The following is a 21,792-nucleotide window of genomic DNA, read 5'->3' as shown; positions in this document are numbered from 1 at the left end:
AAACTAACAACTCGCTAGCTTATGCGCCCGGCGTGGGTGGAGCGCCAATATCCATAGCCCGCTGGTAGGCGTCGGGGTCGCCGCTTTCGGGCAGCGTAAAGTTCACCTCATCCCCCGTTAGCCACGCATTGACTTCTTCAATCGCGGCAACGTCTAGCAAACCAGCCTGCTGCCGCAGTGACAGTAGATTCACCACATAGTCATAACGCGCTTCAGCATAGCTAGCGATGGCGCTGTAAAGGTTTTGCTCAGCGTTCAACACGTCCACGATATTACGCGTGCCTACTTCATAACCGGCGCGCGTAGCTTCCAAAGCACTGCGGTTAGAGACGATTGCCTGCTGACGAGCCTCAACGGTATCGACGTTGTTGCTGACCTGGGTATAGAGTGAACGCACTTGCTGGATAGTAGTACGGCGCTGGGACTCGAAATCGTATTGGCTACTTTCTAACTGGAAGGTACCTTGGCGAATACGAGCACTGGTGCTGCCACCGGTATAAATAGGCAAGTTCGCTGAGACACCCACTTGGCTTGATGTGTTGTAGCCACTCACCAAATCACTATCGCTGTCCGAGTACTGGTAGTTAGCAAATGCTTGAACCGTCGGCATACGTCCGGCACGCGCTAGCTCGACGCCCACGCGAGAAAGCTCAATACCCGCCTGCTGCGCTAATACCTGCGGATTACGCTCTATTGCTTGCTCTACCCAATAGTTACGATCCGTGGGGCTCGGCAGGGCGATAGGCATGCTGTCGCCAAGTGCATCGATATTGGCATAACGTTGCCCAGTTAGTTGTTCAAGTACCTCAAATGCCACCTGAAGATTGCTTTCTCCAGCAATGCGGTCAGCGCGGGATTGATCAAAACTCGCCCGCGCTTCCTCTACTTCAGTGATGGCAATGAGGCCAACTTCAAACTGTTCCTGGGCCTGTTCTAACTGGCGGCCAATCGCACGCTCTTGAGCTAAGCGCGCTTCGAGCACTTCATGGGCACGTAAAATATCAAAATAAGCGGTAGCAACATCAATCAACAATTGCTGTTCAGTAGCGGCCAATAGGTACACTTGTTGATCAATCTGACGCTCAGCCTGATTCACTTCCTCACGCGTGACGGCATTAAATAGTGCCTGGGTCGCTTCAAGCTTTAACGACGCCGTATTATAACGATCATCGCCAACACCCCCACCATCTACATTAGAAGCAGCACCAGCACTCTGCTCCCCTCTTGATGAGGACTGGCTTTCGTACTTCTGGTTATGAATGACATTGCCAGAGGCATTTACCTGAGGCAACAGAGCACCACTTGCCACATCGCTTGCCGCTTCAACACTTGAAAACTCAGCGCGTGCTGAGGCCAAGGCAGCGTTATTGTTAAGCGCATCGCGGGTGATATTGACTAAATCTGCCGCTTGAGCAGGCAGGATGAAAGAAGATGTCAGCACTGCTAATAGCAGGGGACGAAAAGGGGCATTGACTGCCCAGTGTGCCAGTCGCATGGGATTGCCTCTAGGTGTCAACGTAGGGTGGCGATAATGATAGCCATTCTGAAAGGTGGCATTATAGTTACATTCATGTATGTATGCTAGGCTTGAACTTAGCCTAAATATATGAACAGCGTCACGTATAGATAACCGCACAACACAAGACTCTTTATTACCTTAGTCCAAAGCCCCATGAGCTTGCAGCTTTTTAGCACTCCTTTTGCTCACTCGAATATTAAGTGAACTGTGTTACAGCTAATGTAAATAACACGCTAACTCAAGTGAGCGTTTGAGTCTCTCAACAACATGCGAGAGTAATTGGCAATCCAAACAGATAGCTAATAAAGCGAGAAAAACAGCACCATCACCACTATTGCTCCGTCAAACGCTGACCCATTAACTCTCAACAGCTTCCAACACTGCTACACAGCGTTCAACGGCACTGCGATACTCTGAACCAAATAACAGTAGATGGTTAAGCAATGGATAAAGCTGAAACAGCGCTTCGCGTCTTGGCCAGTCGGTTGGCTTATCGCCGTTCCAGTAAGCATCAAAAAAAGGTGCACCAGGCGACCCAAACAGGGTCAGCATAGCCAAATCAACGTCGGGATAATGGCGATAAACAGCAGGATCAATCAGTGCTGGCCCTCTAGTGGTCGTCAGCACATTACCCGACCATAGGTCACCGTGAATAAGGCTGGCAGGCGAATCTGGCAGCCATGTTTCTAGTTTCTCTGCTTGGTGTTCAACACGGCGGCACAACGCGCCATTCAGTAGGCCCTGCTGATAACAAGCTTGAGTAAGAGGCAGTAGACGCCGTTCGCGCTGAAACGCACGACCATCTGCCAGTGGGGAGTTGGGTTGGGGCGTACGCCCACACGCATTGTCCTGATGCCAGCCATGGGCATCACCTATCACACCATGCAACTCACGCAGCCCTTCGCCTAAAGCGACGCTACTTTGGGTATTTGCGGGTTGGGTATCGAGTGACTCTATCACCAGCCACCCCATCGTCTCTCCCAGCACCTCAGGTATCACTAATGAAGTGCCCGCCCCCTTGAGCGCGCGGAGCCCTTCTGCTTCACCAAGCAATCGCGCGGAATCGTCGTGTTTGATAACGACTTGCCCTTGGCGGGTAGTTAAGGCGTAAACAGCGGCTATGTCACCACCACTGAGTGGCTGAAGCTTATCAGTGGGGATTAATCCCAGCGTATCTAGTAAATCGCGCAAAGTGGCATCCATGACTTCCTCCGCGCAAGGTGCATGTACTCTTGCTCCTCTCATTGAGGCCAAGTCCACATCGAAATCTAGCAGCGCTTGGTTATAGATCAAATAGGCTAGATTAATGGTCGCAAGTCCCCAGCGGTATGCTGGCCCAACCATTCGCATCACCGCAAGTTTATCCATCGACACACTCACTTGCCCTATAATTTGAAATATTGCCTTACAACGCCTCCACTAGGGCTCTTACGCAATCGTTTATTAATTAGGATACTGGTGACTATGTACAAGCTTGCTTTTTTTGTTCCCGTTGAAGATGCCGAGAGTGTTAAAGAAGCGGTCTTTGAGACAGGAGCTGGCCGACTTGGTGATTATGAGGCCTGCTGTTTTCAAACCCACGGTACCGGCCAGTTCCGCCCGCTAGAGGGCGCACACCCCCATATTGGACACGTAGGGTCACTTGAAACTGTCGAAGAAGTGAAGGTTGAACTTGTTTGCCGCGATGAGTATATACGGGCAGCGATTGCGGCATTGAAGTTAGCCCACCCCTATGAAGAGGTGGCCTATGATGTTTGGCAATTGGCCGAGCTGTAATTCAGTAATACAAGGCTTTAATAGATGATGTTGCTAGCAACGCCTAAACAGCAATAAAGCTTAGGCACTGCCAAAATATCGCTCCCTATCTTCAGGGGTAATCGAGCTGATGTGCAGCGGGTAGTGCGCATTTTTACGGTCTTCATAGAAGTGCTTTAACGTGCGCTCAATCGTTGGAAAAGCAAGCTCATCCCAAGGAATTTCATGCTCTTCGAACAGCGCTACTTCCAAGCTTTCGGGGCCTGCGCTAAAGCCACCGAGAAGCTCTGCACGGAAAATCATATACACTTGATTGATATGAGGCAGATCAATGAGCGTGTATAACCCCTCCAGTTTGACCTCTGCAACGGCCTCCTCCCAGGTCTCGCGTGCGGCGGCCTGCTGAGTGGTTTCGGCGTTTTCCATATAGCCCGCGGGGAGTGTCCAATACCCTTTACGCGGAGAAATCGCCCGTTTACACAGCAATATTTTATCGTCAATCACCGGCAGCGTCCCCGCCACAATACGCGGGTTATGGTAATGAATAGTGCCACAGGCATCGCATAAATAGCGCGAACGGTCATCGCCTTCAGGAACAGCAAAACGGACTTTTTCACCACACTGACTACAAAAATTCATCGCGTTTTCTCTATGGCTGATGGGGCAAGGCTTCAACGTACTTGACGTCAATAACCGCTGCTGGGTAAAAGAGAACAAAGTAAATGGAAGCCCTATGTTAGAGAAACTGCGCAAACAACTGCAACAGCACTCCCCCCAACGGCTAGACCACGTTGTAATGCCTGAGGCTGCCGTGCTCATGCCTATTGTTGAGCGTCCATCGCCCACGCTGCTGTTTACACGGCGAGCAAGCCATCTCAGCACTCACAGTGGCCAAGTGGCATTTCCTGGTGGCAAACGCGAGGCCTGTGATGCCGACCTCTATGCGACGGCTCTTCGCGAGGCACAAGAAGAGATTGCGCTAGCGCCTTCCTTTGTACAACCCTTGGGAAGGTTATCAGACGTTATTTCACTACATGGCATCCGAGTTACGCCCTGGGTCGGCATTATTCCGCCAGATTTACCATTGGTAGCAGACCCCTCAGAATTAGACACCATTTTTGAAGTGCCACTCAGCCATTTTCTAGACGACAAGCGCACCCACACCGATGTAATAACGGTAGATGGCGTTGCTCACTACGTACCTAGCTACCATGTCGACGGCCACGTGATTTGGGGGCTTTCTGCCATGATGCTGGTAGAACTACTGGCGGAAGGGTTTGGCATGCCAATTGACCTTTACCAGCGCCCACCAGGGGCGTTACGTCACTACCCTGAGAGAAGCAGTCGCCTACCAAAAGCAGCTCGCATGCCGACTAAGAGAACCATGAAATGATTGCCTCTGCAGCGCCAAACTCTTTACCCAGTAGCAATAGCCCCCCAGCGATCAACCCTATCGCCCATATTGCAATGGTCGATGCGCTCGTTGAGCAAGGCTGGTACGTGGGTAACAACGTGATAGACCTTGATCTTTGCCAAGCGCTGCACCGAGAGCTGAACCATATGGCCGAACACGATGTGCTTGATGAGGCTGGCATTGGCCGCGGCAAAGAACATCACCTTCGCAAAGATATTCGTGGCGATGCCATTCACTGGTTGGATAGAGAAAGCGTAGCCCAGCGCCGCTACCTTGACGCCATGGCAGAACTCCAGCTATCCCTCAATCAAGCGCTTTTCCTGGGGTTGTTTGAGTATGAGGCCCACTTTGCCCACTACCCGCCCGGCGCGTTTTATCAACGCCACTTAGACAGTTTTCGCGGGAGAGCTAACCGGGTTATTTCAACCGTCGGTTACTTAAACCCTCAGTGGCCCTTAGATGGCGGTGGAGAAATGGTCATTTATCACCCCGACACCCCTTCTCTGGAAGTCGCCCGCGTAGTGCCTGAGGCAGGTACGTTCGCCTGTTTTTTATCCGAAACCATTCCCCACGAGGTGCTGCCAACCCAGCACCCGCGTGCCAGCATCGCTGGCTGGTTTAGGCGCAACGCCTCACTGGGTGGCGTGCTCGACCCGGCGCGCTGAAACACTATGGACACCAGTAACGAAGCCAGATTAGTCGCCAGGATCAAAGCCCTAGAAGCGCAAAATGCGGTGCTGGAAGAAGAGAAACGTCATTATCAGTGGCTGGCAGAAAGTACCACTGACTTGATATCTCGCCATGCCCGCGACGGTACTTTTTTATATGCTTCCCAGGCGGCGCGAGACTTACTAGGATACGAACCAGAAGAGCTGATTGGCGTATCGGCCTATCAGCTGTTTCATCCTGCCGATCTAAGTGATCTGCTGAATAAATCACCCCGGGTCTACTATCACGACGGTTTTTATCAGCAAACGTATCGGTTTCGGGCTAAAGCAGGTCACTACATCTGGTTTGAAACCACCAGCCGAACCCGCCGAGATGATGCCACAGGCGAGCTAATTGATATTTTATGCGTCTCTCGGGATGTGAGCCGCCGAGTTCATGCCGAAGCCACAAGAGAGCGTTTAGCACAGGTGGTCGAATCCACTACCGACTACGTACTTTTTTTAGGGCCTAATCAACATATTTTTAGTGCTAACGAGGCGGCTAGGCGCTGTTTTTCACTCCCACGAGATGCCATGCAAGTTGCTCTGTCAGCACTTTACCCTAGTGACTCGTTGGCACTATTGGAGCAGGTGGTATTCCCCGCCGTTGAACGCTATGGTTCCTGGAGCGGCGAGCTGGAAATGCTCAGCACGCACGGCTTAGTTCCCGTGCTTAGTGTCGTGCTTACCCACCGCAGCCGAGGGGCAGAACCAGGGCACTTTGCATTAATTAATCGCGATATTAGCGTGCGTAAAGCTGCCGAAGCCCAGGCACGTCGGCACCAAGAACAAATTGCCCATGCCAATCGGTTAGCTGCCGCCGGAGAGCTTGCGTCTAATATTGCCCATGAACTCAATCAGCCCCTTGGTGCAATCGCCAACTACACCAGTGGCGCCCTTTTGAAAACAACGCACACGCCCAACTTACCCGCCAGTGAGCTACGACTGCCACTGGCCCGCATTGATGAGCAAGTACAGCGTCTTGCCGAACGACTCCGCCATATGCGCAGCTTTGTGCGTAAACGCAGCCACTGTGTCAGACCCCTGGTGCTTGAACACGTCATTGCCGCCGCCTTTCAACTGTGCGACTGGCAGTATAAACAGGCCTCAGTTCAACTTACCCAACAATTGCCCCACGGGTTGCCACGTATTTATGCGGACCCTATTGCCCTTGAGCAAGTAATCGTTAACCTATTGCTCAACGCGTTAACCGCGAGCCGTGATACCCCTGGTGCCGATCAGGTCATCGTTTCAGCGCATAAAAGCGGCAATCGACAGCTGACCCTTAGCGTTGAAGACCTTGGTCCAGGTGTAGCGCTAGACCATCAAGACACCATTTTTGATGCCTTTTTCACCACCCGCGATGAAGGGTTGGGAATGGGTTTGGCAATTAGCCGTTCGCTAATCGAGAGCATGGGTGGGGCGCTTACTCTTCGCCCCCAACAAAGCGCGAAAGGCGCATGCTTTGACATCACACTTCGCACAGAAACAATATGAATGCGCAATCAGTGCATTAACAGGGGCCAGTAATGACCAGCAGTGTTGAACGACAGTCTACCGCCACTATCGCGGTTGTTGATGATGATCAAGCATTGCGTGAATCGCTGGTTTGGCTGCTTGAATCCGTCGGATTAACCGCTCAAGCGTTTCATGACGGCGAGCAATTCTTAGCGAGTCAGCACGATAAGTTGGGCGCGCTGCTGCTTGATGTTCGCATGCCAGGAATGAGTGGACTGCAAGTGCAGCAGCAGTTGGTTGATCAAGGCAATACCCTGCCGGTCATTATGATGACAGGGCATGGTGATGTCCCCATGGCAGTGGCTGCACTAAAGAACGGCGCATTTGATTTTATTGAAAAGCCATTTAATCACCAGCAGTTGATTGACAGCGTGCAACAGGCGTTGGGCGATGCTCATCAACAGCAACGCGCTAAGCAGCAGTTGGCAATGCTGCGAACACGTTACCAATCGCTACGCCCGAAAGAGCAGCGCATTGTGATTCATGTAGCAGAAGGAATGACCAGTCGTGAAATTGCCGAGCACATGGAGATTAGCGGTAAAACCGTCGAGGTCTATCGGTTAAGAGCCATGAAGGCCATGCACGCTGCAAATTTGGCAGAGCTGGTGCGACAAGCGGTGGCGCTGGAGCTCGTTTCCTCGCTCAGCGCCCCCCATGTTCATAGCGAACGGCCTAGCTAAGTGGAACAACCTGGCCATTGGCTTTTTCCAGCACATTACGCACCTGCTCGTAATCAATGCCGTGCTCATTACCTTCATGAGCCTCAATTAGGCTGACCACTTCTAACAGCGTTTCCATACCAAAACTCTGTTCATCCGTGGGCGTAAAAGCTTGAACATAGGCATTTCCGTTACTTTCCCAGCCCACCTTAACGGGGCTGTCGATAATGTTTACCTGCGTACCTACTGGAACACGCCAGAATACAGACTCAATGTCTTCTGGGTGCATCCGAATACAGCCCCGGCTAGCACGCATGCCAATACCGTCTGGCTGATTAGTGCCATGAATTAAGTAGCCTGGGATATCCAGCAAAATAGCGTATTGCCCTAACGGATTATCTTCACCTGGTGGAACAACCGCGGGCGCAGGATCACCGCGCTCAGCAGCTTCTTGGCGAATAGACTCAGGTGGATACCATGCAGGGTTCTCAAGACGCATAGTGGTCTTAGTAATGCCCAGCGGCGTATTGTACGCATCGCGACCAATGCCAATAGGATACGTCTCTACTCGCGGCGCCTTGCCCTCTTCCACCTCTGGATAATAATAGAGTCTAAGCTCAGCAACATTAATCACAATGCCAGTGCGCGGCTCATCTGGCAGAATATATTGGCCGGGTATTTTCACCTCAGTACCTTCGCCAGGTATCCAAATACTGGTATCTGGATTGGCCATACGAATCTCTTCGTAACCCACATTATGCTCACGGGCAATGTCGAGCAGGGTATCCTCTTTTTTCGCCGTAACGGTATACACCTCGCCCACCATATTACCTTCATCAGGGAGCAAAAAGTGGCCTTTGGGTAATTCACTTTCACTAGCAACGGCACTGGATGCAAACAACCAAGCTCCCAGAGCTACGCTGCTAGCCCACAATTTTTTAACCTGTCGAAGCGTTTGATACCGCGCGGCAACTGTCATGGGGTCTCCTTTATTATATGGTCCCAAGGCGCTACCTGCTGTTGAGCAGGCTGCAGTGGGGACAATTTGCGTACGAATATGAACAAGCGGTCTGAATGGGTCAATTCGATAAACTGTCGCAGCAATCTCAACGGCCAACGTGGGTGAGACGTCTCATTGAGAGTGATTTTAACGTTTATTAATAAATCTAACACGTCCTGGTTTAACGCTGATGTGCATTTGAATTGATCTTAGTTAAGAGTTCTTCATTAGCGTTGCAATACAGCTCATAGCACCTACCTTTAGAAGTGCCTGTGCACAGCAACGTGTCGGGCTTCACTCATCACCAACAGGAACAGTAGCGCCACCCATCAAAAGGAACCTACTGGGTAGCGTTGGCTAGCAAGGAGCACGAAAAACGCCAACCAGTTTATCGCTACTACGTTACTTAGGGATTAACAGACAGTTGTTAACCCCTTCATAAAAATGCAAGGAGCAACATGATGAAAACGACTTTTCTCAGCACGCTGGTTATTCCTACCTTTATTACCATCGCTGGTGTTGCTGGCGTTGCCCACGCGAGTAATGACAACCAGCCCCCCATGGAAGCTTCTTACTTGACCCAAGCGCCGCAAGGAACTTTCCACTCAGACTCTCTGACGGGCAATCAAGTAAAAAGCAGCGTTGAAAACGATGAAGACATCGGCACCATCAATGATTTAATCATTGATGAGGATGGGCAAATTAATGCTGTTGTTGTCGGCGTTGGTGGTTTCCTTGGTATGGGCGAAAAAGATGTCGCTATCGAATGGGATTCGCTTGAACTTACCAAGGATGAAGATGGCGAAGATTACATTATATCGGTAAACGCCTCTCAAGAAGCGTTGGAAAGTGCCGAAGAGTATGAGCGTGGCAATGACCTTCATACAGAACGCGATACTGAGATGAATAACAGCGAAAATGACGACGAGTAACGCGTGTTTTAACAAGCGGCTTTCGCAAACATAAATCCTGTTAAACTCGACTGCTATAGGGCCTTGCTTAGATGCAAAGCCCTCTTCACAAGTGCCTTTTCATAAGCGCTTTTTCATAAGTGCTTGAAGCGGCTATTGTGCTTCCCCGAAAAAGAGATAATAAAAAAGCGCTGCATGTCTGCAGCGCTTTTCGGCGTTATCTGGCGTTCGAATCACCCCTTTAAGGTTGCGTCCATAGTAATGTCAGCATTTAATACTTTGGAAACAGGGCAGTTCGCTTTAGCTGTTTCAGCAGCTTCTTGAAAGGCTGCGTCATCGGCACCGCTTACGCTGGCTACAACGTCCAAATGAATACTGGAAATATCGAAACCATCTGCACTTTGTGAAAGCGTTACACGCGCATTGGTATCAATAGCATCAGCGGTAAAGCCTTTCTCTCCAAGAATCATGGAAAGCGCCATTGAGAAACAGCTTGCATGGGCAGCGCCAATTAACTCTTCCGGTGTGGTGCCGGGTGCTCCTTCAAAGCGCTGTTTGAACGAATAGCCAGCATCCAATGCTCCACTTTCCGTCGCCACATTGCCTTGACCATCTTTGAGTCCACCTTCCCAACGTGCGCTTGCTTTACTATCCATTCCGTTCTCCTTTCCTTTGATAGTTAGCGTAAACTCGTTTTAAGGACGCAAACACTACGTCCGCCAACTCAATCAGCGTAGCTGATTCTATCGCCGCTGCCGAATTTACTCGGCAGACAGACTGTCTAATTGTGCAGCTACATCACGTTCTGTACTGCTTTGCTCTGTAATGCCCTGCAGTGATCGAATGGAACGCTCTCCACGCTCTTCAAAAGAGTCGTTAAGGTCGATCCTTAACTCAACGCGGCGATTGTCCGCCCGCCCTTCAGGCGTGTCATTGGAAGCCAACGGCCTAGTATCAGCGAAGCCTTGTATCATCAGTCGCTCTGCCGTTAGCTCTTCAGTGGCAACAAGCACGTTTGCAACAGAAGACGCACGCAACGCGGACAAATCCCAGTTACTTCGAAAACGGGACGTGCGGATAGGCACGTTGTCCGTATGCCCCTCAATTGAAACCGTTCCGGTGACAGCGGCTAATACCGTTGCCAGCTCTTCCAGCAGATCAGCAAACGCGGGCATGACATCGGCGTTACCAGAGCCAAATGTGCCCTGCTCAGAAATCCTGACGACCACTCGAAACTGATCGACCTCAATGTCGGCAACACCTTCTAACGACGATGCTTTAAGCAAATCTTCGAGACTAGCGGCCACTTGAAGGGTTCGCTGCTGTCGTTGTACATCCAGCATGCTACGCATGGATTCCAACTGTGGTTGCTGCTGGGTAGTTCGTTGTCGCACTTCGTCTAACAAGGTGCGGTCAGGTACTGCTGGAGAAAACTGCTGGAATACCGCACTGGTCCCCATAGGGATTTGGGTAGCCTCAACATCGCGCTGCACGCCGAAGGCTTTTGATAGCTCCTCCGCCACACGGCGAAACTTTTCAGCATCAATTTCTGCAAACGACAATAGCAACACAAAAAAGCATAACAATAGCGACATTAAATCTGCGTATGTCACCATCCAAGCAGGAATATTGGTCTGTTTTTGCGCCATGGATTACGTTCGCTCGCCAGCAGGGCCGGTTTCACCTGAACCTGGCAAGCCACGGTGCTCAGGGGGCAAATAGATGGTCAGCATTTGCTCAAGCACTCGTGGATTTTTATCGCTCTTAATGGCAATCAGCGCGTCGATCCACAGCTCCTGCATTTTGGCTTCCTGGTTCATCCGCACCCATAGTTTTTGAGCGATCGGGTTGGCGATCATCGTTGCAATCATTGCACCATATAAGGTAGTTAACAGAGCAACCGCCATAGCAGGCCCAATTAAAGAAGGGTCGCCCATATTGGAAAGCATTTGTACCAAACCTACCAGGGTGCCAATCATTCCCATCGCGGGAGACACTTCACCTAACGCCGAAAATACTTGGCCGCCTGCTTCGTTTCGTTCCAGCGTCAACAGGCGCTCTTTTTCCATCATATCTTTAATCATTTCGGCGCTGTAGCCGTCGGCCAACATTTGTAGGCCTTTCTTAAGAAACGGAGAATTCACCTCTCGGCTTTCTAACGCAATCATCCCCTCACGGCGGGCAACTTTCGCCAGCTCGACTAATTCATCGATACTTGCTTGAACGCTAGGCAACTGGAATTTAAACGCCCGCGCCGCCGCTTTTAAGGCAAATTTAAATTGGGTGATACTAAACTTCGCCAACACAACAAACAGGCTTCCCCCGACCACTAGCAGCAACCCCGTCGGGTTCATAAACACCTCAGGCGAAGTGCCCATGATTACAGAGACCCCCACTAACACAGCAGCCCCTACCAAACCTATTAGCGTTGCGAGATCCACGGCCTTCCCTCAAGAATGTAAAAAAATGCTAACTAGCGATTTGCCGAGACAGTAGAGTTTCCTTGCAACAGCGTCAACGCCAAATCGATAACGTTACACAGGTTGACAAACGCACTAACTCTTTTTTAGCAAACGCTGATGCACGGGCAGTCTTGGGTATTCGCTTTCCAACGCTTTATCGTTAAGCTGAGCAGCACTATGGCACTCACCACACCTATGGTCGCCGCAATGAACCTAAGGACACATCATGTCATCGGCTGATGCGCTGCGTTTGGTTTTGCTCTCCTCCCTATGGGGACTGTCGTTTATTTTTATGCGCGTCGCAGTACCGGAGTTTGGCCCAGTCCCGCTCGTGCTAATAAGGATGGGCATAGGCGCACTGCTTTTAGTGCCATTGCTAATGAGCCTGCGCTATCTAACGCTCATTTGGCAGCATAAAGGTTCGCTATTGATACTGGGTATCATTAACCATGTGCTGCCTTTTTCATTACTGGCCTTAGCAACGACGCGCTTAGAAGCAGGTTTTACATCGCTTATTAACGCCACTACGCCAATCTTTACCGCGTTATTGGGCGCTGCTTTTTTTGCCACACCCATTCAGCGCCAACAATATCTAGGGTTAGCGTTGGCGTTGTTTGGTGTGTATGTGCTTTCTGCTGATCGGCTAGACTTCGCCCTAGGCGGCGACGGCTGGTTTATTGTTGCCGTACTCGGCGCGACGTTTTGTTATGGGCTTGCCGGTAACTACTCGAAAACGCGCTTGAGTCATCTACCCAGCCGCGTGCTGGCGGCCGGTAGCAGCGCGATGTCAGCATTGATATTACTCGTACCTGGTCTGCTGCTCTGGCCTAGCGAGCCTGTCAGCATGCTCGCCTGGAGCAACGCCCTGGCGCTAGCGATGCTAAGCACCACACTAGCCTTCCTGCTTTATTTCGGACTTTTAGCCAGCGCAGGCGCTACCGCCACGTCAACCGTTACCTTTTTGATTCCTGTCAGCGCGCTACTGTGGGGATATTTACTGCTTGATGAAACGCTTAGCCTTCAAGTGGTGACTGGGATGGTGATTACCCTGTCAGGCACCGCCATTGCCACCCGGCTATTAAAGTTTAGGTCTCGCGGTGCGTTGACACCACCTCGTCCCCCACACGAATAGTGCCTCCTTGCCCTGTGGTCAGCGTGGCATTTTGGCCAAAGTGAGCACCCTTCAGGTGAGGCTGAGTGTTCAGAGAAAGCAGTGTTTTCAGTGGTTCTGCCTGCGCCGGTATGGTGCCAGTATGCTGATCAACCGTGGTGATTTTGCAGCGCTGACAGGGCTTACGAAGCGTCAGCTCATAGCCGCCTTCACCCGCGAGTGTTGCCCACTGGTCTTCCGCCCAGGCATCATCACAGTCGACCACAATATTCGGCCGAAAACGGTTCATCGGTACAGGGGATTGCCCATTGGCAACAAGTGCTTGATTCAAAGCATCCAGAGAGCCGGTGGTGGTTATCAGGAAAGGGTAGCCATCAGAAAAGTAGGTATGAGCCTCGCCTCCCGCCAGAAAATCCTCTTCAACAGAACGCGTAAACTCTGTAGCAAAGCGCACCAAACTGATGCCTTGTGCTTGCTCACCTAACGCCGCCATCAGCCAGTGCGATACATCTTCGCTTTCTGGCAGTGCTTTGCAGTGGTCGTTCCACACTTTTACAAGACGCAAATTGCCTTGGGGGTCTTCAAGGGGAATCGCGATCGGATCTACCTTGGGGTGAGAGAGCACCAGTGCTTGATCGGTTAATTCAACCGCGATGGTCGCAAGCTCTGGTAGCTGGCGCTGGGTGACAAAACGCTGCTGAGCATCCACTAACATCCACCGGCGATCCCAGGCCAACCCATGGCCATGGAGTTCACTTTGGGTAACGTTAATTCCCTTTAAGGATTTAACCGGATAGACAATGAGTTGGGTAATATTCACGGCGGTCTCATGCTCTCTATAGCGATTTTTTTAATGGCTTTTTTAATGACCAATCTTTAATTAACAGCCTATCGAGTTTACTGGCTCGCCGCTAGCTATCTAGAAACTAAAGTGTTTTACCCGCCTCAATTCGATAGCCCAAATCCATGACTTGGTGTTCAGGTGCTTCGCCACGAATGCGCGACAATAGCGCTTTCGCAGCGACTTCCCCAATGGCTTGCCGAGGTGTAATGACACTGGCAAGGCGCGGGCTCATCGCCTGGCCGACATCGTGGCCATGAAACCCAGCAATCGCCATCTGTTCGGGGACATTAATGCCATGGCGCAAACACTCAAAGTAAGCCCCCACCGCAACATCGTCGTTGGTGCAGAAAACACCATCGGCACTAGGGTGATCTCGTTGAATTTCCTGCATAAGCGCCGCCCCGACGCTATAGGAAGAACGCTGACTGCTCTGCAGCGTTATCGGCTTTAAGCCATGCTCTTCCATAGCTTGGCGATAGCCTTGCTCGCGCTGGCGTGTCCGCTCATCCAGACGCACAGCTAGATAAATCACCTGACGCCTGCCACGGCGAATCATCTCACTGACCATATCGTAAGCGGCCTGCACGTTATCGTAACCCACCGCCTGCTGGAGTGGTGGGCGACGGGTATCCATAATTTCCACAATAGGAATACCGGCTGTCTCCAACATTCGCAGGCTACGCGGCGTGTGATCGCGGTCAGACAAGATGACGCCATCCACATTATAAGAGAGCAGCGAGGCCAAACTGCGCTCTTCAAGCTCAGGGCTGTAACCGTAGTGAGAGAGCATCAAGTGATAGCCGGCAGGCTCGGTGTACGCTTCGATACCGACAATGACATCAGCAAATACCTGGTTGGTCAGCGATGGTACCAACACGCCGATAGAGTGGCTGGTAGCCCGAGAAAGCAGGTCTGGTGCCCGATTGGGAATATAGCCAATCTGTTCAGCAACGCTGAAAATACGTTCGCGAAGTCCTTCTGATACCGTATCAGGGTCCCGCAAGCAGCGACTGACGGTCATTTTTGTCGCGTCAACGCGATCAGCAATATCTTGTAATGTCGGGCGTTTTTTCTTCAATGGCGTCACTGACTGGTCTGTTAAGTGCGTAAGCCTGTTAACTACGTAAACCTGCTAAATACAGGACTGTTGAAGGCGCAGGGGCCATACCATAGCGAATAGTACGGCCCCTCGCCTATCCCATCCTTTAGCCTAATGAACGCGTAGCGTAGGCGCTAGCGCCGCCGTAAAGTGCTCGACAATCTCGCTAGGCGATAGCGCAATGGAGACCGTCATCGCTTCATCACTGCTTGGCGGCTCTAAATCGGCGAGCTGGCTTGCCAGCATATTATCACCTTTAAAGAAGTGCCCTGCCCTGGTTGCTAACCGTTCACGCAGAAGCGCATGGCTTCCTTCTAGATATAAAACATGCAGCGCAGGGTCACCTTCGCGCAGGCGATCCCGATAGCGTTTTTTAAGGCCGGAACAGGCGATGACCACGGACGCATTGCGCGCTTTATGAGCCGCGAACAAGTCAGCAAGCGTTGCCAGCCAGTCCCGACGATCGTTGTCATTGAGTGGCGTGCCGCTGGCCATTTTCGCCACATTAGCCGGTGAATGATGGTCGTCACCGTCAATAAACGTTGCGCCCAGCTCTGCTGCTAACTGTTGTCCGATATGCGACTTCCCTGATCCAGAAACGCCCATGACAAGAATACGATGTGATGGCTTATTCACTCGATGCTCCTATCAATTGCCGCGCACGGCGGTGAGGTCAGGCAGCCAAGTAACGATGCCAGGGAACGCAATCAGCACCACCAGAACAACGATCAAGGCGGCGTAGTAAGGCAGCATGGCTTTTACCAGAGACTCCATAGACACCTTGCCGACACCACACCCAACGTACAGACAGGTACCAACTGGCGGGGTTAACAACCCAATGCCTAAAATAAAGGCCATTAGAACGCCAAAATAAGCGGCATCGACGCCTACCGATGTCACAATCGGCGCAAGCATCGGTGCCATAATCACCATGGCCGGCGTTAGGTCCATCACGAACCCCACCAACAACAGTAGCCCCGCCACAATCAGCAGCAGCAAAAACGGCTCCTGGGTAATCGCCTGTACTTGGCGCACTAAGGTTTGTGGAACCATGTTAATGGTTAAAAACCAGGCAATAACGGTGGCAAAAGCCAATAACATCATCACCATGCCAGTAAGCCTTGCGGTGCGAATTAACATACCGCCCAACTCGCTGAGCTTAAATTCACGGTATACCAGCAGGGAAATCGCCAACGAATAGAGCAGCGCAGCAACGGCGGCCTCTGTAGCGGTAAATACGCCGCCAATAATGCCACCTATAACGATCACAGGAAGCACCAGGGCTAGCCAGGCATCCTTAAACGCTTTCCACAGCCGGTCCCAGCGGAATTGGCGAACGCCGCCACCCTGCTTGCTCGCTAGAATAAAGGTGGTCACCATTAGCGCCGCGCCAATTAACAGGCCAGGCACAATCCCCGCGATAAACAGGCGACTGATCGACGTCTCGGTAACAATGCCATATAAAATAAGCGGTATAGACGGTGGAATAATAATGCCGATCACCGACGATACGGTGTTAATCGCCGTGGCATTTGCGGCGGTGTAACCTTGCTGTTTCATTGAGGGGATCATCATCGCGCCGGTCGCTGCGGTATCCGCAACCGCCGAACCGCTGATCCCGCCAAAAAACATCGAACCGGTAATGGCTACCTGGCCAAGCCCGCCGCGCATAAAGCCAACTAACGCGCCAGCAAGCTCCATCAAGCGTCGTGCAATGCCACCATTACTCATCACTTCGCCGACGAGAATAAAGAAGGGAATCGCCAGTAGCGGGAAGCTATTCACGCCACGAATTGACTGCTCAATCATAATCGATAGCGGGATATCAGACAGCACCGCCATGACTAAGGCTGCTACCCCTAGGCCAAACGCAATCGGCAAACCAATCACAATAGACGCCAATAATATGGCTAGAAAAATCCACAGCATGATTAACGCTCCCCTGGCAAGTCAGCCGATTGGCGATGTGGTTGACGGATAACTCCCACGCTGATCCACATACGCCAGAGCGATACCGCCGCGATAAAAATGACGCACAACACCAACGACAGGCTGACCAAACTTAGCGGTACGCCCATGATCGCGGAGCGTCCGCTTGAGCGCGTGAGCACTTGATAACCACCCCAAATCATCACTAGCATCAATCCAGTAATAATCAGGTGTTGTAAGAAATAGAGCATGTGCGCAACACGCAATGGCAAACGTCTCACCAGCGCATCGACAGCAATATGCTCATAGCGTGCAAACGCCGCCGCTGCGCCGATAAAGACCAGCCAAATAAACAGCATGCGCGCTAGCTCATCGACCCAAGGCAGTGAATGATTGAACACAGAGCGGCCAACGACATTACTGGAAACCGCGACAATCAGCGCCGCCAAAATAGCGCCAATCAAATACTCCATAGCGAGTGTTAACCAGCGGAACAGCGCAGGACCCTGACGCGTCTCAGTATCAATTTCAAGCAGCTTGCGATTAGGGTCGTTCAAATAAACCGACGGATCTTCCAACGTTGGTGCTGTAGAGGTCACCACGTTTGGGGGAGTAGAGGAGGTAGTCATAAGAACTCCGAGGGGCACTGACAAGTCGGGCAGGCGTGTGGGCCTGCCCGATGGTGCGCTATACGCAGCAGATTAGTGGCTGCTGTCTTCGACGATTTGTTGAATTTCAGCGATCAGATCTTCACCGATACGCGGCGCCCACTCTTCATAAACAGGCTGCACGGCGTCTTGGAAAGCGGCTAACTGCTCATCATCTAAGCGGGTAATTTGCATACCGCGTGCTTCTAACTGATCACGCGACCAGTCGTCATACTCGGCAGAAAGTTGGATTTCGTACTCAGCCGACTGTCGGGCGGCTTCCTGCACCAGCGCTTGATACTCAGGCGCCATGCGGTTCCAGGTACGCTCGGAAAGCATCATGATAAATGGCGTATAAACGTGACGCGTTTCAGTGCCGTAATCCTGCACTTCATTGAAGTTAGAAGTAAGGATGGTGCTCCACGGGTTTTCCTGGCCGTCTACAACGCCTTGCTCAAGCGCCGAAAATAGCTCGCCGAAGGCCATTGGTGTTGGGTTGGCACCTAACGCTTCCCAAATTGCCAGGTGAACCGGGTTTTGCATCGTACGAACACTGAGGCCGCGAACGTCCAGGCCCGCCACATCTTCTGGTGATTCGACAGGGCGTGCACTGTTAGACAACTGACGATAGCCGTTTTCAGAGAACGTCAGCGCTTTTAAGCCTGTACCCTCGAACGCATCCAGCATTCCCTGAGCCACGTCACTCTGCATAACAGCCACTGCGGCTTCTCGGCTCGGTAGTAGGAACGGCAAATCAAATGCTGACAGTGCCTCCACGTACCCAGTCGTTGCAGAGCTTGAAGGATAGGTCATATCCAACGTGCCGGTTTGCAGCATTTCCATCATTTGGACATCGTCGCCCAATTGGCTGTTGGGAAAAACATTGACCGTAATACGACCATCGGTACGCTGCTCAAGAATTTCACCGAAGTACTGGCTAGAGAGAAACTGCGGCGATGTTTCGGACAAGCCAATGCCCATACGCAGAGTGTGGCTTCCGTGGTCAGCCACTACGTCGCCTTCAATCGCGGGCGGATCAGAAAGTTCAGGGCCTTGCGCATGTGCCATGCCAAAAGTCAGAGTGGTCGCGCCGACCAGAGTAAGCGTGCTGCGCCAAATCGTTGTCATGACGTTATCTCCAGAATAGTCGTTGTTGTTGGTTGGCTATTTACCGAAAGGCTATCGAATCGTATCGGCCATTAGGTTTGCGGTTTATGTTCCAACAAATTGTTACCGGTAACATTCGATACGTGAAGGCTAGCCATCGCAGCACTCGGTGTCAAAACAAAACGTCCAACTTACGACCAACGTCTAGGGATAGCTACTCACTTCCCCGCGCGCTACATTACGCGTTATGCACCCTGTCCTGGAGTCGAGATGCCAGCGCTAGACCCTTGTAGCGAATTAGAGCTAGATCACCAGCTCTGCTTTGCGCTGTATTCAACATCACTGATGATGACCAAAGTTTATAAACCTCTGCTCAAAGAGCTGGGGCTCACTTACCCGCAATACCTCGCCATGCTGGTACTGTGGCAAGAAGATGGCCTAACAGTAGGTGCCCTAAGCAAACGCTTACTTACAGATCCTGGCTCATTAACGCCACTACTAAAACGGCTTGAAAGTGACCAGCTACTTATCCGGCAACGTAGCCTGCAAGATGAACGTGTCGTCGAGTTATTCCTGACCGATAAAGGCCGCTCGCTTCGTGAACAGGCGCGCCATATCCCTGGCTGTGTCGTCAACGCCAGCAAAACGTCGGTTGAAGCACTCAACCAACTGAAAGAGGATTTAGTCCAACTGCGCGAAAACTTACTTAAGGTCAAGTAACCCGCTGAACGTTGTGACCGGGTAGGTAATTTCTTCAGCTATTTACTTGCGCGCAAAATAAAGCTGCACTAAATTAAAATCCCAAACGCACGCCATGGCTCATAATAACTATGTCCATAACAACCATGTCCATAACAACCATGTCCATAACAACCACGTCCATAACAACCAAGTTTAGGAAATAATCTATGTCTATTGAAACTGTTGCTTACCGCGCACATGCTCACGCCACTGGCGGCCGCGAGGGCCATGCTAAGTCCTCTGACGGCGCGCTGGATGTTCAGCTCAGCACACCCAAAGAGCTAGGTGGCGCCGGCGGTGAAGGCACCAACCCCGAACAGCTGTTTGCTGCGGGCTACTCTGCTTGCTTTTTAGGTGCTCTTAAGCACGTCGCCAGCCAGGAAAAAGTTAAACTGTCCGACGATACTCAGATCGATGGCAGTGTGGGTATTGGCGCCATTCCCACTGGCTTCGGTATTGAAGTTGAGCTAAAAATCAGCTTGCCTGGTCTTGAAAAAGACGTTGCCCAAACTCTGGTCGACAAAGCCCATATTGTTTGCCCCTACTCCAACGCTACCCGCGGAAATATCGATGTCACACTGACGCTGGTTTAATTACCTAGCGCCCACTCCACCGCTTTGCTTGCGTGCAGAGCGGTGGTGTCATAAAGCGGTATCTGGGTGTGTTTCTGCTCGACCAATAGCGCTATCTCAGTACAACCTAGAATGATCGCCTCAGCACCTTGCTGGTGTAGCGACGTCATAATATCCAGATAACGCTCACGCGATGAAGCGCGGATATGACCATGGCATAGCTCGTCGAAAATGACTTGATGAATCTCAGCACGCTCTTGTTCATTCGGAATGACGACATCAATCCCAAAGCGCTCTTTTAAGCGCGCCTTATAAAACTCCTGCTCCATCGTAAAACGGGTGCCTATCAATCCAACCCGAGCCACGCCATCAATCTGACATTTTTCCCCGGTAGCATCGGCGATGTGCAAAAAGGGAATCTGAATAGCGGACTCAATCGCAGGCGCGACGTTGTGCATGGTATTGGTGGCCAACAGCAAACATTCTGCTCCAGCCTTTTCAATGCGTTTGGAGGCGCTTGCGAGTAACTGGCCAGCAGTCTGCCAATCGCCCTGTTTTTGCAGAGTTTCTATTTCAGCAAAATCGACACTTACCATCACAATCTGCGCCGAGTGGAAACCGCCGAGTGCCTGATTAACGCCTTGGTTCAGCGCCTGATAATAGCTTTGTGTCGACTCCCAGCTCATACCGCCTAATACGCCAATAGTCCGCATAACATTTCTCCATGGTAAATAACTATTTATTATCAGGCTAACAACACACTATCCTTGTACCCACGTTTTAAGGCCCCATAACGCCTTAGTAGCCGCAACATTTCGGGTGAGTCGCTGCACCGCCCTTTTTTATTGTAGGAATAGCGAGGACATCATGAGCGACAACACGACCTATACGCCACCGCGAGTTTGGAAATGGGAACCTGGTAACGGTGGAAAATTCGCTAACATCAATCGCCCCGTTGCTGGTGCGACCCACGAGAAAGTATTACCCGTGGGTAAGCATCCACTGCAGCTTTACTCTCTTGCAACCCCAAACGGCGTAAAAGTCACCGTAATGCTTGAAGAGCTGCTGGAACAGGGTATTAAACAAGCGGAATACGATGCTCACCTGATACAAATTGGCGAAGGTGATCAGTTTGGCAGTGGCTTTGTTGAGGTAAACCCCAACTCTAAGATTCCAGCGCTAATGGATTACAGCACCACCCCGCCCCAGCGGGTCTTTGAGTCAGGTGCGATTCTGCTTTATTTGGCTGAGAAATTTGGTGCGTTCTTACCCAATGACCCGGCGAAGCGGACCGAGTGCCTATCCTGGTTATTTTGGCAAATGGGCAGCGCGCCCATGCTTGGTGGCGGCTTTGGTCACTTTTATGCTTACGCACCAGAAAAATACCAGTACCCGATTGATCGCTATACCATGGAAGTGAAACGTCAGTTGGATGTACTGGATCGCCACTTAGCGGATAACCGCTTTATGGCGGGTGATGAGTACACCATCGCGGATATGGCAATTCACCCATGGTACGGCGCACTAGTAAAAAACCGCGTGTATGAAGCCGCTGAGTTTTTAGAAGCTCATACCTATCAGAACGTCTTACGCTGGACCGATGAGATTGACGCACGCCCTGCCGTTCAACGTGGCCGAATGGTTAACCGCACCTGGGGAGAGCCTGGCGAACAGCTCCACGAGCGCCATGATGCTAGTGATTTTGATCACAAGACCGAAGATAAACGTTAAACCCAAGACAACTGTGAACCGGTAAGGCGACCGCATTGGCTAGCAATCGCTAAGGATGGCGATTTA

The 21,792-nt window shown here is 51.4% G+C and carries 24 protein-coding genes; 10 read left to right on the top strand and 14 right to left on the bottom strand.

All coding sequences use genetic code 11. The annotated features are described in order from the left end of the window. Positions 1-19: 19 nt before the first annotated feature. Together ACN06F_RS04885 and ACN06F_RS04880 are read right to left on the bottom strand one after the other, a co-directional pair. Positions 20-1,495, bottom strand: coding sequence for a TolC family outer membrane protein (locus ACN06F_RS04885; RefSeq protein ID WP_433924773.1), 1,476 nt, complete (start codon positions 1,493-1,495; stop codon positions 20-22). Between the two features lie 381 nt (positions 1,496-1,876). Further along, a complete protein-coding gene (locus tag ACN06F_RS04880; RefSeq protein WP_433925103.1) occupies positions 1,877-2,722 on the bottom strand; it encodes a fructosamine kinase family protein in 846 nt (281 codons plus the stop codon). Positions 2,723-2,983: 261 nt separating this feature from the next. On the opposite strand from ACN06F_RS04880, the gene ACN06F_RS04875 reads away from it, so the two are divergent. After that, positions 2,984-3,295, top strand: a complete 312-nt coding sequence (locus ACN06F_RS04875) for an NGG1p interacting factor 3 protein, NIF3 (protein WP_038482352.1) — start codon at positions 2,984-2,986, stop codon at positions 3,293-3,295. Positions 3,296-3,355: 60 nt separating this feature from the next. Here the strand turns inward: ACN06F_RS04875 and ACN06F_RS04870 are convergent, their stop codons facing one another. Then, positions 3,356-3,913, bottom strand: coding sequence for an NUDIX hydrolase (locus ACN06F_RS04870; protein WP_095602445.1), 558 nt, complete (start codon positions 3,911-3,913; stop codon positions 3,356-3,358). Positions 3,914-4,007: 94 nt separating this feature from the next. Between ACN06F_RS04870 and ACN06F_RS04865 the strand changes: the two genes are divergently transcribed. From ACN06F_RS04865 to ACN06F_RS04850, 4 genes are read left to right on the top strand one after another with little or no spacing between them, the layout of a single operon-like run. Further along, complete coding sequence (locus ACN06F_RS04865) at positions 4,008-4,667, top strand: CoA pyrophosphatase (RefSeq protein WP_193068268.1); 660 nt, start codon at positions 4,008-4,010, stop codon at positions 4,665-4,667. Then, positions 4,664-5,353, top strand: a complete 690-nt coding sequence (locus ACN06F_RS04860) for a 2OG-Fe(II) oxygenase (RefSeq protein WP_433924772.1) — start codon at positions 4,664-4,666, stop codon at positions 5,351-5,353. Before ACN06F_RS04865 ends, ACN06F_RS04860 begins: the two co-directional genes overlap by 4 nt. A 6-nt stretch (positions 5,354-5,359) precedes the next feature. Beyond that, positions 5,360-6,892: a PAS domain-containing sensor histidine kinase gene (locus tag ACN06F_RS04855; protein WP_433924771.1), complete on the top strand. Its 1,533-nt coding sequence runs from the start codon at positions 5,360-5,362 to the stop codon at positions 6,890-6,892. A gap of 32 nt (positions 6,893-6,924) precedes the next feature. Further along, positions 6,925-7,593: a response regulator transcription factor gene (locus ACN06F_RS04850; protein ID WP_038482337.1), complete on the top strand. Its 669-nt coding sequence runs from the start codon at positions 6,925-6,927 to the stop codon at positions 7,591-7,593. Here ACN06F_RS04850 and ACN06F_RS04845 read toward each other — a convergent pair. After that, positions 7,586-8,551: a L,D-transpeptidase family protein gene (locus tag ACN06F_RS04845; protein WP_038482333.1), complete on the bottom strand. Its 966-nt coding sequence runs from the start codon at positions 8,549-8,551 to the stop codon at positions 7,586-7,588. The two genes, ACN06F_RS04850 and ACN06F_RS04845, sit on opposite strands and share 8 nt — an antisense overlap. Before the next feature lie 479 nt (positions 8,552-9,030). Here ACN06F_RS04845 and ACN06F_RS04840 point away from each other — a divergent pair, with 479 nt between their 5' ends. Continuing rightward, entirely contained in the window at positions 9,031-9,504 is a 474-nt protein-coding gene (locus ACN06F_RS04840; RefSeq protein WP_433924770.1) for a PRC-barrel domain-containing protein, read from the top strand. A gap of 212 nt (positions 9,505-9,716) precedes the next feature. Here the strand turns inward: ACN06F_RS04840 and ACN06F_RS04835 are convergent, their stop codons facing one another. The 3 genes from ACN06F_RS04835 to ACN06F_RS04825 form a co-directional block, all read right to left on the bottom strand. Continuing rightward, positions 9,717-10,139 carry an OsmC family protein gene (locus ACN06F_RS04835; RefSeq protein ID WP_038482328.1) on the bottom strand — a complete coding sequence of 141 codons (423 nt, stop codon included), beginning with the start codon at positions 10,137-10,139 and terminating at the stop codon, positions 9,717-9,719. Between the two features lie 105 nt (positions 10,140-10,244). Then, complete coding sequence (locus tag ACN06F_RS04830; RefSeq protein ID WP_038482325.1) at positions 10,245-11,132, bottom strand: flagellar motor protein MotB; 888 nt, start codon at positions 11,130-11,132, stop codon at positions 10,245-10,247. Positions 11,133-11,135: 3 nt separating this feature from the next. Next, on the bottom strand, positions 11,136-11,924 hold the full coding sequence (locus ACN06F_RS04825; protein WP_433924769.1) for a MotA/TolQ/ExbB proton channel family protein: 789 nt from the start codon (positions 11,922-11,924) through the stop codon (positions 11,136-11,138). Between the two features lie 247 nt (positions 11,925-12,171). Here ACN06F_RS04825 and ACN06F_RS04820 point away from each other — a divergent pair, with 247 nt between their 5' ends. After that, positions 12,172-13,077, top strand: coding sequence for a DMT family transporter (locus tag ACN06F_RS04820; RefSeq protein WP_253487191.1), 906 nt, complete (start codon positions 12,172-12,174; stop codon positions 13,075-13,077). Here the strand turns inward: ACN06F_RS04820 and ACN06F_RS04815 are convergent. The 6 genes from ACN06F_RS04815 to ACN06F_RS04790 all read right to left on the bottom strand — a co-directional run bounded on the left by ACN06F_RS04815 (position 13,031) and on the right by ACN06F_RS04790 (position 18,703). Further along, a complete protein-coding gene (locus ACN06F_RS04815; RefSeq protein WP_095602454.1) occupies positions 13,031-13,876 on the bottom strand; it encodes an MOSC domain-containing protein in 846 nt (281 codons plus the stop codon). The genes ACN06F_RS04820 and ACN06F_RS04815 overlap by 47 nt on opposite strands. Before the next feature lie 106 nt (positions 13,877-13,982). Further along, on the bottom strand, positions 13,983-14,978 hold the full coding sequence (gene gntR, locus ACN06F_RS04810) for a gluconate operon transcriptional repressor GntR (protein ID WP_415965759.1): 996 nt from the start codon (positions 14,976-14,978) through the stop codon (positions 13,983-13,985). A 132-nt stretch (positions 14,979-15,110) separates the two neighbouring features. After that, positions 15,111-15,635 (bottom strand): gluconokinase, encoded by a 525-nt coding sequence (locus ACN06F_RS04805; RefSeq protein ID WP_084183663.1) that lies wholly within the window; start codon positions 15,633-15,635, stop codon positions 15,111-15,113. 12 nt (positions 15,636-15,647) lie between these two features. Next, positions 15,648-16,928, bottom strand: a complete 1,281-nt coding sequence (locus ACN06F_RS04800; RefSeq protein ID WP_009722466.1) for a TRAP transporter large permease — start codon at positions 16,926-16,928, stop codon at positions 15,648-15,650. Between the two features lie 2 nt (positions 16,929-16,930). Next, complete coding sequence (locus ACN06F_RS04795; RefSeq protein ID WP_095602457.1) at positions 16,931-17,557, bottom strand: TRAP transporter small permease; 627 nt, start codon at positions 17,555-17,557, stop codon at positions 16,931-16,933. A gap of 72 nt (positions 17,558-17,629) precedes the next feature. Then, positions 17,630-18,703, bottom strand: coding sequence for a TRAP transporter substrate-binding protein (locus ACN06F_RS04790; protein WP_038482312.1), 1,074 nt, complete (start codon positions 18,701-18,703; stop codon positions 17,630-17,632). Between the two features lie 249 nt (positions 18,704-18,952). Between ACN06F_RS04790 and ACN06F_RS04785 the strand changes: the two genes are divergently transcribed. After that, the gene (locus tag ACN06F_RS04785) at positions 18,953-19,402 is read left to right on the top strand and encodes a MarR family winged helix-turn-helix transcriptional regulator (RefSeq protein ID WP_038482309.1); all 450 of its coding nucleotides are present in this window, start codon (positions 18,953-18,955) and stop codon (positions 19,400-19,402) included. 188 nt (positions 19,403-19,590) lie between these two features. Continuing rightward, the gene (locus ACN06F_RS04780; RefSeq protein WP_231657411.1) at positions 19,591-20,016 is read left to right on the top strand and encodes an organic hydroperoxide resistance protein; all 426 of its coding nucleotides are present in this window, start codon (positions 19,591-19,593) and stop codon (positions 20,014-20,016) included. On the opposite strand, the gene ACN06F_RS04775 is transcribed toward ACN06F_RS04780, so the two are convergent. Beyond that, positions 20,013-20,708, bottom strand: coding sequence for an aspartate/glutamate racemase family protein (locus tag ACN06F_RS04775; RefSeq protein WP_253487189.1), 696 nt, complete (start codon positions 20,706-20,708; stop codon positions 20,013-20,015). The genes ACN06F_RS04780 and ACN06F_RS04775 overlap by 4 nt on opposite strands. A 154-nt stretch (positions 20,709-20,862) precedes the next feature. Here ACN06F_RS04775 and yghU point away from each other — a divergent pair, with 154 nt between their 5' ends. After that, positions 20,863-21,726, top strand: coding sequence for a glutathione-dependent disulfide-bond oxidoreductase (yghU, locus tag ACN06F_RS04770; protein WP_038482299.1), 864 nt, complete (start codon positions 20,863-20,865; stop codon positions 21,724-21,726). Positions 21,727-21,792 lie beyond the last annotated feature (66 nt).

Origin of the sequence: Vreelandella sp. 21, from assembly GCF_050995515.1 — a bacterium.
GTDB lineage: Bacteria > Pseudomonadota > Gammaproteobacteria > Pseudomonadales > Halomonadaceae > Vreelandella > Vreelandella alkaliphila.
This window is presented reverse-complemented; position numbering and strand designations above follow the sequence as displayed.

Bases quoted from the DNA above. Each gene is read 5' to 3' on its own strand.
- ACN06F_RS04885 (WP_433924773.1), bottom strand. From the start codon at position 1,495: ATGCGACTGGCACACTGGGCAGTCAATGCCCCTTTTCGTCCCCTGCTA.
- ACN06F_RS04880 (WP_433925103.1), bottom strand. From the start codon at position 2,722: ATGGATGCCACTTTGCGCGATTTACTAGATACGCTGGGATTAATCCCC.
- ACN06F_RS04875 (WP_038482352.1), top strand. From the start codon at position 2,984: ATGTACAAGCTTGCTTTTTTTGTTCCCGTTGAAGATGCCGAGAGTGTT.
- ACN06F_RS04870 (WP_095602445.1), bottom strand. From the start codon at position 3,913: ATGAATTTTTGTAGTCAGTGTGGTGAAAAAGTCCGTTTTGCTGTTCCT.
- ACN06F_RS04865 (WP_193068268.1), top strand. From the start codon at position 4,008: ATGTTAGAGAAACTGCGCAAACAACTGCAACAGCACTCCCCCCAACGG.
- ACN06F_RS04860 (WP_433924772.1), top strand. From the start codon at position 4,664: ATGATTGCCTCTGCAGCGCCAAACTCTTTACCCAGTAGCAATAGCCCC.
- ACN06F_RS04855 (WP_433924771.1), top strand. From the start codon at position 5,360: ATGGACACCAGTAACGAAGCCAGATTAGTCGCCAGGATCAAAGCCCTA.
- ACN06F_RS04850 (WP_038482337.1), top strand. From the start codon at position 6,925: ATGACCAGCAGTGTTGAACGACAGTCTACCGCCACTATCGCGGTTGTT.
- ACN06F_RS04845 (WP_038482333.1), bottom strand. From the start codon at position 8,551: ATGACAGTTGCCGCGCGGTATCAAACGCTTCGACAGGTTAAAAAATTG.
- ACN06F_RS04840 (WP_433924770.1), top strand. From the start codon at position 9,031: ATGATGAAAACGACTTTTCTCAGCACGCTGGTTATTCCTACCTTTATT.
- ACN06F_RS04835 (WP_038482328.1), bottom strand. From the start codon at position 10,139: ATGGATAGTAAAGCAAGCGCACGTTGGGAAGGTGGACTCAAAGATGGT.
- ACN06F_RS04830 (WP_038482325.1), bottom strand. From the start codon at position 11,132: ATGGCGCAAAAACAGACCAATATTCCTGCTTGGATGGTGACATACGCA.
- ACN06F_RS04820 (WP_253487191.1), top strand. From the start codon at position 12,172: ATGTCATCGGCTGATGCGCTGCGTTTGGTTTTGCTCTCCTCCCTATGG.
- ACN06F_RS04800 (WP_009722466.1), bottom strand. From the start codon at position 16,928: ATGCTGTGGATTTTTCTAGCCATATTATTGGCGTCTATTGTGATTGGT.
- ACN06F_RS04795 (WP_095602457.1), bottom strand. From the start codon at position 17,557: ATGACTACCTCCTCTACTCCCCCAAACGTGGTGACCTCTACAGCACCA.
- ACN06F_RS04790 (WP_038482312.1), bottom strand. From the start codon at position 18,703: ATGACAACGATTTGGCGCAGCACGCTTACTCTGGTCGGCGCGACCACT.
- ACN06F_RS04785 (WP_038482309.1), top strand. From the start codon at position 18,953: ATGCCAGCGCTAGACCCTTGTAGCGAATTAGAGCTAGATCACCAGCTC.
- ACN06F_RS04780 (WP_231657411.1), top strand. From the start codon at position 19,591: ATGTCTATTGAAACTGTTGCTTACCGCGCACATGCTCACGCCACTGGC.
- ACN06F_RS04775 (WP_253487189.1), bottom strand. From the start codon at position 20,708: ATGCGGACTATTGGCGTATTAGGCGGTATGAGCTGGGAGTCGACACAA.
- yghU (WP_038482299.1), top strand. From the start codon at position 20,863: ATGAGCGACAACACGACCTATACGCCACCGCGAGTTTGGAAATGGGAA.